Origin of the sequence: Microbacterium sp. (assembly GCF_035687345.1) — a bacterium.
Classification (GTDB): Bacteria; Actinomycetota; Actinomycetes; order Actinomycetales; family Microbacteriaceae; genus Microbacterium.
Genome location: NZ_DASRXZ010000026.1, coordinates 1 through 11605, shown reverse-complemented (window position 1 = coordinate 11605; position 11605 = coordinate 1). Strand labels below are relative to the sequence as shown.

General features: G+C 71.3%; 9 protein-coding genes, 1 tRNA gene and 1 pseudogene. 10 read left to right on the top strand and 1 reads right to left on the bottom strand.

Annotated elements, in window-relative coordinates:
* Positions 1-12: 12 nt before the first annotated feature.
* Positions 13-1362, top strand: coding sequence for a GNAT family N-acetyltransferase (locus tag VFF97_RS03130; protein WP_325032036.1), 1350 nt, complete (start codon positions 13-15; stop codon positions 1360-1362).
* 44 nt (positions 1363-1406) lie between these two features.
* The gene (locus VFF97_RS03125) at positions 1407-3218 is read left to right on the top strand and encodes an ABC-F family ATP-binding cassette domain-containing protein (RefSeq protein WP_325032035.1); all 1812 of its coding nucleotides are present in this window, start codon (positions 1407-1409) and stop codon (positions 3216-3218) included.
* Positions 3219-3239: 21 nt separating this feature from the next.
* Here VFF97_RS03125 and VFF97_RS03120 read toward each other — a convergent pair whose 3' ends face one another.
* Entirely contained in the window at positions 3240-3743 is a 504-nt protein-coding gene (locus VFF97_RS03120) for a MarR family winged helix-turn-helix transcriptional regulator (RefSeq protein ID WP_325032034.1), read from the bottom strand.
* Positions 3744-3915: 172 nt separating this feature from the next.
* Here VFF97_RS03120 and VFF97_RS03115 point away from each other — a divergent pair.
* The 8 genes and pseudogenes from VFF97_RS03115 to VFF97_RS03080 all read left to right on the top strand — a co-directional run.
* Positions 3916-3987: transfer RNA gene (locus VFF97_RS03115), tRNA-Gln, on the top strand.
* A gap of 1 nt (position 3988) precedes the next feature.
* The gene (gene glmU / locus VFF97_RS03110; protein ID WP_325032033.1) at positions 3989-5455 is read left to right on the top strand and encodes a bifunctional UDP-N-acetylglucosamine diphosphorylase/glucosamine-1-phosphate N-acetyltransferase GlmU; all 1467 of its coding nucleotides are present in this window, start codon (positions 3989-3991) and stop codon (positions 5453-5455) included.
* Positions 5430-6464: a ribose-phosphate diphosphokinase gene (locus VFF97_RS03105; RefSeq protein ID WP_325032032.1), complete on the top strand. Its 1035-nt coding sequence runs from the start codon at positions 5430-5432 to the stop codon at positions 6462-6464. The genes glmU and VFF97_RS03105 overlap by 26 nt, the downstream gene beginning before the upstream one ends.
* Positions 6465-6495: 31 nt before the next feature.
* A complete protein-coding gene (locus VFF97_RS03100; RefSeq protein WP_325032031.1) occupies positions 6496-9258 on the top strand; it encodes an HAD-IC family P-type ATPase in 2763 nt (920 codons plus the stop codon).
* A 64-nt stretch (positions 9259-9322) separates the two neighbouring features.
* Positions 9323-9748, top strand: a complete 426-nt coding sequence (locus VFF97_RS03095; RefSeq protein ID WP_325032030.1) for an FMN-binding protein — start codon at positions 9323-9325, stop codon at positions 9746-9748.
* Positions 9749-9759: 11 nt separating this feature from the next.
* Positions 9760-10635: an FAD:protein FMN transferase gene (locus VFF97_RS03090; RefSeq protein WP_325032029.1), complete on the top strand. Its 876-nt coding sequence runs from the start codon at positions 9760-9762 to the stop codon at positions 10633-10635.
* Positions 10632-11186: an MOSC domain-containing protein gene (locus VFF97_RS03085; protein WP_325032028.1), complete on the top strand. Its 555-nt coding sequence runs from the start codon at positions 10632-10634 to the stop codon at positions 11184-11186. The genes VFF97_RS03090 and VFF97_RS03085 overlap by 4 nt, the downstream gene beginning before the upstream one ends.
* A gap of 62 nt (positions 11187-11248) precedes the next feature.
* Positions 11249-11605: pseudogene (locus VFF97_RS03080) on the top strand (flavodoxin reductase); the annotation flags it as partial.

The window sequence follows — 11605 nt, the reverse complement described above, 5'->3', positions numbered from 1 at the left end:
AGGACACCCCACATGAGCACGACCGAGATCCCCGTCGTCGCCTCCGAAGACGATCGCGCCGCGTTCCGCGCCGGACCCGTCGACGAGCAGTCTCAGCAGCGACTCGCGGCGAACGGCCTCGCGTACCGGCGGGTGCCGGTCGACAGCGACGCGTTCGGGCCGTGGCTGCAGTCCGTCGCGCGCGGGTTCCAGGACTCCGAGCGCAGCGACGAGCACATCGCGTCGGCGCGCGAGCGCTCGTCCTACCGGAGGGTGACGGGCGTCTACGACCCCGCGGCCCCCGTGTCGGAGGCGCCCGTCGGAACGATCGCGTCATGGATCGGCGAGCTCACGGTGCCGGGCGGCGCCCTCATCCCGTCGTGCGCCATCACGGCGGTCACGGTCGCCCCGACGCACCGCCGCCGGGGGATCGCGCGGGCGATGCTCGAGGGCGAGCTGCGCTCCGCGCACGCCGCCGGCGTCCCGATGGCGATGCTCACCGTGAGCGAGTCGACGCTGTACGGCCGCTACGGTTTCGCGCCCGCGGCGGCCAGCGCCACGTGGCGCATCGAGACGCGGCGCGCCGGATGGATCGGGCCGGTCCCCGAGGGGCGCATCGACTTCATCCCGCGCCAGCGCTTCCGCGAGCTCGGTCCCGCGCTGCACGAGCGCGCACGGCGGCGCTTCGCGGGCGAGATCGACGTGCCGCCGGGTCACTGGGACAACTTCGCCGGCACGAGCCCCGTCGCCGAGAAGGCGGGCGAGAAGCGCGCGGTCCAGTACACGGATGCCTCGGGCGAGGTGCGCGGGCTCGCGGTGTACGCGGTGCACGAGAACCACGACGACTTCACGAAGGCCAAGGTGTCGGTCCACTACGTGCTGGCCGAGACGGACGACGCGTACGCGGCGCTGTGGCGCTTCCTGCTCGAGCTCGACCTCGTCGCCGAGGTGAGCGCGCACGAGCTGTCGGTCGAGGAGCCCCTGTGGTGGATGATCGCCGACCAGCGCGCCGCGACCATCACGATGCGCGACCACCAGTACGTCCGGATCCTCGACCTCGTCGCGGCGCTCGAGACGCGGCGGTTCGGCGCCGCCGGGCGCCTGCTCCTCGACGTGTCCGACCCGCTCGGCTTCGCGGACGGCGCTTTCGTGCTCGAGGTCGACGCCGACGGCGTCGGGCGGGTGACACCGGTCGAGCGCGACGCAGCGCCGGATGACGCGGTCGTGGTGCGCCTCGGCATCACCGAGCTCTCGGCGGTCTATCTCGGCGGAGTCTCGCTCGCGACGCTGCACCGCGCCGGGCGGGTCGTCACCGACGATCCGGTGGCCGCCGCGCGCGTGTTCTCGTGGCATACGCCGCCGCGCCTGAGCTTCTGGTACTGACCCGGCGCGAGCCGGTCCGCCGTGTCGCCTAGCCTGGAGCGGACATGGCACATCTTCTCGGGGCCGAGGCCCTGCATCTGGAGTTCCCCACGAAGGTCGTCTTCGACGGCGTCTCGCTCGGCGTCGAGGAGGGCGACCGCATCGGGATCGTCGGGCGGAACGGCGACGGCAAGTCGAGCCTGCTCGCGATGCTCGCGGGCCGCCTCGAGCCCGATTCCGGACGGGTGACGGTGCGCGGGGGAGTCACCGTCGGCGTTCTCGACCAGTCCGACACGCTCGACGACTCGCTGACCGTGCGCGAGGCGGTCGTCGGCGACCGTCCGGAGCACGAGTGGGCGGGCGACGCCCGGGTGCGCGACGTCATCGCGGGGCTGCTCGAGGGCATCGAATGGGACGGGCCCGTCACCGACCTCTCGGGCGGTCAGCGCCGCCGCGTCTCGCTCGCGGCCCTGCTGTCGCGCGACGACGACGTGCTGTTCCTCGACGAGCCGACCAACCACCTCGACGTCGAGGCGATCGCGTGGCTCGCGGCTCACCTCAAGCGTCGGTGGGCGGCGAACGTCGGGGGTCTGCTCGTCGTGACCCACGATCGTTGGTTCCTCGACGAGGTGTGCACGAAGACGTGGGAGGTGCACGACCGCATCGTGGAGCCGTTCGAGGGCGGGTACGCGGCCTACATCCTGCAGCGCGTCGAGCGCGACCGTCAGGCCGCGGCGATCGAGGCCCGCCGCCAGAACCTCGCCCGCAAGGAACTCGCATGGCTGCGCCGCGGGGCTCCGGCGCGCACATCGAAGCCGAAGTTCCGCATCGAAGCCGCGAACGCGCTCATCGCCGACGTGCCCGAGATCCGCAACAAGACGGAACTGCAGTCGCTCGCCGTGACGCGCCTCGGCAAGGACGTCGTCGACATTCTCGACGTCTCGGTGTCGTACGACTCCACCGAGGTGCTCCACGACGTCGAATGGCGCATCGCTCCCGGTGAGCGCACAGGCATCCTCGGTGTCAACGGCGCCGGGAAGTCGACGCTGCTCGGACTCGTCTCCGGCGACGTCGAGCCCACGGCGGGTCGCGTCAAGCGCGGCAAGACGGTCAAGGTCGCGACGCTCACTCAGCGCCTCGACGAGCTCGAAGACCACCTCGACGACCCGGTGCGCGTGGTCGTGTCGCGCCTTCGCACGACCTACACGTTCGGCACGGGCTCGAAGGCGCAGGAGCTCACGCCGGGTCAGCTGCTCGAGCGCATGGGCTTCGCGAGCGCGCAGCTCTCGACCCCCGTGAAGGACCTGTCGGGCGGTCAGAAGCGCCGCCTGCAGCTGCTGCTCATCCTGCTCGAGCAGCCGAACGTCCTGATCCTCGACGAGCCGACGAACGACCTCGACACCGACATGCTCGCCGCGCTCGAGGACCTCCTCGACTCGTGGGCCGGCACGCTCATCGTCGTCTCGCACGACCGCTATTTCATCGAGCGGGTGACGGACCAGCAGTACGCGATCCTGGGCGGCCGCCTGCGCCACCTGCCCGGCGGCGTCGACGAATACCTGCGTCTGCGCGAGCGTGAGAAATCGAGTGCCGCGGCTGCGCCGGCGAAGGCGACGGATGCCGCGGCATCCGCCTCGCCCGCTTCGGCCGGACTCACCGGGGCCGAGCTGCGCGCGGCGCAGAAGGAGCTCGCCGCGCTCGAGCGTCGGCTCGAGCGGCTCGAGCAGGAGATCGACGCCGCACGGGTCGCGCTCGCCGACCGCGACCAGTCCGACTATGTCGCGCTCGGCGCCGAGATGGAGCGGATCGGCGCGCTCGAGTCGGAGCGGGACGACCTCGAGGCGCGCTGGTACGAGCTGAGCGAGCAGATCGGCTGAGCCCCGACCCGCAGCGAGGACTCAGTCGGCGGTGTCGAAGCTCAGGCTGAGCTTGCGCAAAAGCGACGCGAGGCGCTCGCGGTCGGCGCGCGACAGGGCGTCGAGCAGGAGCGCCTCGGCGTCGACGAGGCGCGTGATGGCGGCGTCGACCCGCGTGCGGCCGTCCTCGGTGAGGATCACGAGGATGCTGCGCCCGTCGTCCGGATCGGCTTCGCGCCGTACGAGCCGACGGCCCACGAGCCGGTCGATGCGGTTCGTCATCGTGCCGCTCGAGACGAGCGTCTGCTGCAGGAGCTGCTTCGGACTGAGCTGGAAGGGCTCGCCCGCGCGGCGCAGCGCCGACAGCACGTCCCACTCCCACGGCTCGAGCTCGCTGCGGCGGAACGCGTCGCGCCGCGCGCGGTCGAGGTGGCGCGACAGGCGGTCGACGCGCGAGAGCACCTCGAGCGGTGAGAAGTCGAGGTCGGGACGCTGGCGTGTCCACGCGCTGACGATCCGGTCGACCTCGTCCGTCTCCTTCGGCATCCCCCCATTGTTCCGGGGTTCGGGGCGGAATTCCGACGTTGGGGCGCAAGAAACGCGCCTCAACCCACGGAATCCGCCCCGAACCCGCCTCGCCGACCCCGACCGCGGAGGGTCGCGCAGGCGGGGTCTGGCAGACTTGTCGGGGCGCTCGTCCGGCATCGGATGACCGCGATCCGCCGTGGTGTAATGGCAGCACGACAGCCTTTGGAGCTGTGAGGTCCAGGTTCGAGTCCTGGCGGCGGAGCATGGAGAACACCGCATCCTCGCTCGCCGTGATCGTGCTCGCCGCGGGCCAGGGCACCCGTATGAAGTCCCGCACGCCGAAGGTGCTGCACGGCATCGGCGGCCGGCCCCTCGTGGCGCACGTGCTCGACGCGGCGCACACGCTCTCGCCCGAGCGCCTCATCGTCGTGGTGCGCCACGAGCGCGAGGCCGTCGCGTCCGCGATCGCCGAGCTTGACCCGGCCGCGGTGGTCGTCGACCAGGACGAGATCCCCGGCACCGGGCGGGCGGTCGAGGTGGCGCTTCCCGTGCTCGACGGGTTCGGCGGCGATGTGCTCGTGCTGAGCGGTGACGTGCCGCTCCTCGAGCCCGCGACGCTCGCCGACCTCATCGCCACGCACCGAGCGCGCCACGCCGCGGTGACGCTGCTGAGCGCCGTCGTCGGCGATCCGACGGGCTACGGCCGTGTCATCCGCGACGACTCCGGCGACGTCCGCCGCATCGTCGAGCAGAAGGACGCGAGCGACGACGAGATCGCCGTCAACGAGATCAACGCGGGGGTCTACGTCTTCCGCGCCGACACGCTGCGCACGCACCTGCCGCGTCTCGACTCCGCGAACGCGCAGGGCGAGCGCTACCTCACCGACGTCGTGGGTCTCGCGCGCGGCGAGGGCGAGGTCGTCTCGGTGCAGCAGGCGCCGGATGCCGCGGCGGCGCTCGGCGTGAACGACCGCGCCCAGCTCTCCGAGGCCGCACGCATCCTCAACCAGCGGATCGTCCGGCGCTGGCAGCTCGAAGGCGTGACCATCCAGGACCCCGCCACGACGTGGATCGACGTCACCGCGACCCTCGCACCCGACGCCGTGATCCTGCCGAACACGCACATCCTGCGGTCGACGACCGTCGCGACGGGCGCGGTCATCGGCCCCGACACGACGCTCGTCGACTGCGAGGTCGGCGAGAACGCGACGGTGCGCCGCACGGACGCGACGCTCGCCGTGATCGGCGCCGGCGCGAACGTCGGGCCCTTCGCGTACCTGCGTCCGGGCACGTACCTCGGCGACAAGGGCAAGATCGGCACGTTCGTCGAGACGAAGAACTCGACGATCGGCGAGCGCAGCAAGGTGCCGCACCTGTCGTACATCGGCGACACGACGATCGGCGCGGGAGTCAACCTCGGCGCCGGTGCGATCACCGCGAACTACGACGACATCACCAAGCACCGCACCGAGATCGGCGACGAGGTGCACACCGGGTCGCACAACGTGTTCGTCGCGCCCGTTAGGATCGGAGACGGCGCGAAGACCGGGGCGGGGGCCGTGATCCGCAAGGATGTCCCCGCTGGCGCCCTGGCCTTGAGCGTTTCACCCCAGCGCAACATCGAGGGCTGGGTCGAGAAGAACAGACCGGGAACCGCGGCGGCCGAACTGGCGGCGAAGGCCCGGACCGCACAGAAGGCGGACGATGGGGCGCAAGAACAAGACGGTTGACCTCGATCGAGAGCACGACATCGCCCCAGGGCTCGTCGCGAAGACCAAGAAGCGTCTCGTCGTCGCATCCGGTCGCTCCCATCCCGAGTTGGCGAGCCAGGTCGCGAAGGCGCTCGGCACGGAGCTCGTCCCGACGGAGTACCGCACGTTCGCGTCGGGTGAGATCCTGACGAGGTTCGAGGTCTCGATCCGCGGATGCGACGTGTTCCTCGTCCAGTCGTTCGGCCACCCGGTCAACGAGTGGATGATGGAGCTGCTCATCATGCTCGACGCGGCGAAGCGGGCATCCGCCAAGCGCATCACCGTCGTCGCGCCGTACTTCCCCTACTCCCGGCAGGACAAGAAGGGCCGCGGCCGCGAGCCCATCAGCGCGCGGCTCATCGCCGATCTGCTGAAGACCGCGGGCGCCGACCGCGTCATGAGCGTCGATCTGCACGCGGCGCAGATCCAGGGCTTCTTCGACGGGCCGGTCGACCACCTGTTCGCGAAGCCCGTGCTGCTCGAGTACTTCCGCAGCACCCTGAGCGAGGACGACCGCGCGAAGCTCACGGTCGTCTCGCCCGACACGGGGCGCGTGCGCGTCGCCGACACGTGGTCCGACAGCCTGGGCGCACCCCTCGCGATCATCCACAAGCGCCGTGACCCGAACGTCGCCAACCAGGTCACCGTCAACGAGATCGTCGGCCGGGTGAAGGGGCGTGTGTGCCTCCTCGTCGACGACATGATCGACACGGGCGGCACGATCGTGAAGGCGGCCGAGGCCCTCAAGGCGAACGGCGCCGAGCGCGTGATCGTGGCGGCGACGCATCCGGTCTTCAGCGATCCCGCCGCCGAGCGTCTGCAGAGCGACTCGATCGACGAGGTCGTCGTGACCGACACGATCCCCGTCCCGCTCGACAAGCGCTTCCCGAGCCTTACGATCCTGCCCATCGCGCCGCTGCTGGCTCGCGCGATCAAGGAGGTCTTCGAAGACGGCTCGGTGACCCGCATGTTCGACGGAGCCGCCTGACCCCATCGTTCCGCTCGCGCGAGGAGCCTCCATGGCAGAGCAGAGCAACACCGTGGGAACGCTCGACATCGCGCCCGAGCGACCGTACGCGCAGCGGATCGACGAGGTCGCCCACGCACTCGGGACCGGGCTCGAGGGCCTGTCGTCCGCGGCCGCCGCGGACCGTCTCGAGGCGCACGGGCCGAACGTGCTCCCCGAGCCGAAGCGCAAGCCCGCGATCCTCCGGTTCCTCGCGCACTTCAACGACACGCTGATCTACATCCTGCTGGGCGCCGCCGCGGTGAAGGCGATCATGCAGGACTGGCTGGACTTCTGGGTCATCATGTCGGTCGCGATCATCAACGCGGTCATCGGCTACGTGCAGGAGGGGCGCGCCGAGAAGGCGCTCGCCGGCATCCGCGGCATGCTCTCGTCCGACGCGAGCGCGCGGCGCGACGGACGCTGGGTCACCGTGGCCGCGGCTGACCTCGTGCCCGGCGACGTCGTGCGTCTCGCCCCGGGCGACAAGGTGCCCGCCGACCTCCGGCTGTTCCAGTCGTTCCAGCTGCGCATCGACGAGGCGGCCCTCACGGGCGAGTCGGTGCCCGCGTCGAAGTCGGTCGATCCGGTCGCGACGGATGCCGGGGTCGGCGACCGCGCGTCGATGGCGTTCTCCGGCACGATCGTCGCGGCAGGGCAAGGCCGCGGCATCGTGACCGGCACGGGGGCCGCGACCGAGATCGGCAAGATCCAGAGCCTCGTCGGAGAGGCGGGCTCCCTCGACACGCCCCTCACGAAGCAGCTCGCCGACTTCGGGCGCGTGCTGACGCTCGTGATCCTCGGCATGGCGGTCGTCATGCTCGCGATCGGGCGGTTCCTGCACGGCATGCCCTTCGGCGACCTGATCTCGGCGACGGTCGGCTTCGCGGTCGCGGCGATCCCGGAGGGGCTTCCCGCCCTCGTGACGATCACGCTCGCGATCGGCGTGCAGCAGATGGCGAAGCGCCACGCGATCACCCGCAAGCTGCCGGCCGTCGAGGCGCTGGGATCGGTCACGACGGTGTGCTCCGACAAGACGGGCACCCTCACGAGGAACGAGATGACGGTGCGGCGCATCGTCACGCGCGTGCAGGCGTACGGCGTGTCGGGGCTCGGCTACGACCCACGGGGAGCGATCACACCCGACGGACGCGATGAGACGGATGCCCCGGCCCGCCCCGCGCCCGACCTCGCAGCGATTCTCGCCGTCGCGACCCTGTGCAACGACGCCCACATCGTGCGCGATGCGCCGGCCGCGGCGGAGGAGGTCGCCGACACGTCCGCGGGGCGCTGGTCGCTCGTGGGCGAGCCGACCGAAGGGGCGCTCAAGGTCGTCGCGATGAAGGGCGGCGTCACGAGCGAGGGCACGCGCCGCGTGGGCGTGCTGCCGTTCGACTCCGCGAACAAGCTCATGGCGACGGTCAACGAGTCCGCGGACCACTCGCGCGCGATCCTCGTCAAGGGGGCGCCCGACCGCCTGCTCGAGCGGTCGTCGAGCCAGCGCGGCGGCACCGGCACGGAGCCCCTCGATCTGGCGCTGTGGGGGAGCGTGATCGACGAGCTCAGCGCACAAGGGCTGCGCGTGCTCGCGGCGGCCCGTCGTCCCGTCGCTCCGATGTTCGACCACGTGAGCCTGGACGACCTGCACGACCTCGAATTCCTCGGGGTGTGGGGCATCCTCGATCCGCCGCGGCCCGAGGCGATCGACGCGATCGCGGACTGCCACACCGCCGGCATCCGGGTCAAGATGATCACGGGCGACCACGCCGGAACGGCGCTCGCGATCAGTCGCGAGATGGGGCTCGTGCCCGACGGCGAAGACGTGCACGTGATCACCGGTACCGAGCTGGAGGCACTGTCGCAGGAGCAGCTCAAGGAGGTCGTGCGCGAGGTCGACGTCTACGCGCGCACGAGTCCCGAGCACAAGATCCGCATCGTGCGCGCGCTGCAGTCGCACGAGGAGGTCGTCGCGATGACCGGCGACGGCGTCAACGACGCGCCCGCGCTCACGCGCGCGAACGTGGGCATCGCGATGGGCATCAAGGGCACCGAGGCCACGAAGGAGGCCGCCGAGATCGTCCTCGCCGACGACAACTTCGCGACGATCCGCAGCGCGATCCGCGAGGGTCGGCGGATCTACGACAACCTGCGCAAGTCGATCGTCTTCCTGCTCCCGACCAACGGCGCGCAGTCGCTCGTGATCCTCGTCGCCGTCGTCCTCGGCATCGCGCTGCCGCTCACGCCCGTGCAGGTGCTGTGGGTCAACATGGTCACCGCGATCACGCTGTCGCTCGCACTCGCGTACGAGCCGGCCGAGAAGGGAATCATGCGGCGCCCGCCGCGTCCGCCCGGCGGCTCGATCATCAACCTGCGCGAACTCGGGTTCGTGCTCGTCGTGTCGCTGCTCATCGGCGGCGCGACGCTCGGAGTGTTCTACAGCGTCGTCGCCGCCGGCGCAGACATCCCGTACGCGCGCACCGAGGCGGTCGCGATGCTCGCGCTCGGGCAGCTCGCGTACCTGTTCAACTGCCGATTCCTGACGCGTTCGAGTCTCACGTTCGACGTCTTCCGCGGCAACCGCGTCGTGTGGTGGTCCGCCCTCGCGCTCATCGTGCTGCAGCTCGTCTACACGTACGCCCCGTTCATGAACGACCTGTTCGACTCGCGCCCGCTCGCCCTCCGGTCGTGGCTGCTGCCTCTCGGACTATCGACCGTCCTGTTCCTCGCGATCGAGCTCCTGAAGCTCGTACGCCGGCGCCGCGGCGTCCGCTCATAGGCTCCTCATAGCCTCGATCGCCAAGATCGTTCCCGTGCCCGAAGTCGTCCCCTCGAGGAGTCGCATGACACGCGCCCCGCACCGCTCCGTCATCCGCCTCGGCGCCCTCATGGGTGTCGCGGGAGCCCTCGGCCTCACCGCCTGCACGCCCGAGTCGTCGGCGGGCGCGGCGGGTGGCAGCGAGGAGTTCGCCGACGGCACGTACTCGGCGGAGGGGTCGTACTCGACGCCCGAGACGGTGGAGACGATCCTCGTGACGGTGACGCTCGCGGACGGCCTCATCACCGACGTCGATGTCGAAGGATCCCCGCAGCGGCCGGAGTCGGAGCAGTTCCAGGGCGAGTTCATCGGCGGCATCGCCGACGAGGTGGTGGGCAGACCGATCGATGACCTCGTGGTGAGCCGTGTTGCGGGCTCGTCGCTCACGAGCGGCGGCTTCAACCAGGCGATCGAGCGCATCCGCGTCGAGGCGTCCGAGGCCGCCGGCTGAACGGAGATCCCGTGTCGGTGTGGCGCTTCGAGGCGATCGGCACGTCGTGGGAGATCGAGACCTCCGCACCGTTGCCCGCGGTGGCGCGCAGCGCGGTCGAGGAGCTCCTCGCGGCGTTCGACGCCGCATGGTCGCGCTTCCGCGACGACTCCCTCGTGGCGGCGCTCGCCCGAGGCGCGGGCAGTGTCCCGGCGCCGCGTGACGCCGCCGACCTCCTCGAGACGTACGCCGCCCTGTCCGACGCGACGGACGGCGCGGTGAACCCGCTCGTGGGGGCGTCGCTCGAGCGGCTCGGCTACGACACGGCGTACTCGTTCGCGGCATCCGTTCCCGTCCCCGCACCGGCGGACTGGCGCGAGCGCGTGCGACTCGACGACGGGCACCTCACCGTCGCCGAACCCGCGCTCATCGACGTCGGCGCGATCGGCAAGGGGCGGCTTGTGGACCGCGTCGCTGCGCTCGTGGCAACGCACGTCGACGGCGACCTCGTCGTCGATGCGAGCGGCGACCTCGCGGTGCGCGGGCGCCCCGTGCGGGTCGGGCTGGAGCATCCGTTCGATCCGACCCGCGCGATCGGGGTGTGGACCGTGGCGGATGCCGCGCTGTGCGCGTCCGCCACGAACCGCCGCTCGTGGGGCGACGGTCTGCACCACGTGCTCGATGCGCGCACGGGCGGGCCGGTGCGCGCGGTCGCCGCGACGTGGGCGGTCGCGCCGACGGCGATGCGGGCGGATGCGATCGCGACGGCGCTCTTCTTCGACGGGGGAGCGCGCCTCGCGCACGAGTGGGGCGTGCAGTGGGTGCGCATGCTCACCGACGGGCGCGTCGAGTGGTCGCCGGGCTGCGGAGCCGAGGTGTTCGGCGCGACCGCTAGCGTTGAACCGTGACCGACAGCCTCACAGGGACCGTCGTCGCGGTGGCGCGCGATGACGGCCATCGATTCAGCAAGCCCACCCGCGACAGCATCACCCTCATCGAGGGGATCGGGGTCGAAGGAGACGCCCACGCCGGCGCGACCGTGAAGCACCGCTCGCGCGTGCGCCGCGACCCGGAAGCGCCGAACCTGCGCCAGGTGCACCTGATGCACTCGGAGCTCTTCGACTTCGTCGCCCAGCGCGGGCACGAGGTAGCACAGGGCGAACTGGGCGAGAACGTCACGACAGCGGGCATCGATCTGCTGTCGCTGCCACGCGGCACGCGGCTGACGCTCGGCGCCGACGCCGTCATCGAGGTCACGGGGCTGCGCAATCCGTGCACGCAGATCAACGGCCTCTCCGCCGGGCTCATGAAGCAGCTCGTCTACGTCGACGACGACGGCGAGACCGTTCGCCTCGCCGGCGTCATGTCGGTCGTCATCCGCGGCGGCGTGGTGCGGCCCGGCGACGGCATCCGCGTCACCCTTCCCGACGCGCCGCACGAGCCGCTCCCGGTGGTGTGACGGTGCCGGCGTGGCTCACCGCGGCGTGGAACCGCGTCTTCGCGCTCCTCGGCCGCGTGTCGATGTACCGGCTCGTGCTGCTCGCGCTCGCCGCGCTCGCCGCGATCGCGTTCGTGCTGTCGTTCTTCGGTCTCGTGGGCCCGGGGCCCGGTGAGCTGGTCGCGACGCTCGCGGTGCTCGTCGTGGTGTGCGGGGCGACGGATGCCGCGGCCCACGCCGTGCTGCGCCTGCCGTGGCGCCTCGAGTCGTCGCTCGTGACCGCCCAGATCCTGCTGTTCGTGCTGCGGCCGACGCTCGAGATCGCGGGGCTCGCCGGCATCGCGATCGCCGGCGCCGCCGCGTCGCTGTCGAAGTACGTGCTCGCGTGGCGCGGGCGCCACATCTTCAACCCCGCGGCGGTCGGCGCCACGGTGGTCACG

Excerpts from the sequence above, each read along its gene's own strand:
- VFF97_RS03130 (WP_325032036.1), top strand. The coding sequence starts at position 13 with ATGAGCACGACCGAGATCCCCGTCGTCGCCTCCGAAGACGATCGCGCC.
- VFF97_RS03125 (WP_325032035.1), top strand. The coding sequence starts at position 1,407 with ATGGCACATCTTCTCGGGGCCGAGGCCCTGCATCTGGAGTTCCCCACG.
- VFF97_RS03120 (WP_325032034.1), bottom strand. The coding sequence starts at position 3,743 with ATGCCGAAGGAGACGGACGAGGTCGACCGGATCGTCAGCGCGTGGACA.
- glmU (WP_325032033.1), top strand. The coding sequence starts at position 3,989 with ATGGAGAACACCGCATCCTCGCTCGCCGTGATCGTGCTCGCCGCGGGC.
- VFF97_RS03105 (WP_325032032.1), top strand. The coding sequence starts at position 5,430 with ATGGGGCGCAAGAACAAGACGGTTGACCTCGATCGAGAGCACGACATC.
- VFF97_RS03100 (WP_325032031.1), top strand. The coding sequence starts at position 6,496 with ATGGCAGAGCAGAGCAACACCGTGGGAACGCTCGACATCGCGCCCGAG.
- VFF97_RS03095 (WP_325032030.1), top strand. The coding sequence starts at position 9,323 with ATGACACGCGCCCCGCACCGCTCCGTCATCCGCCTCGGCGCCCTCATG.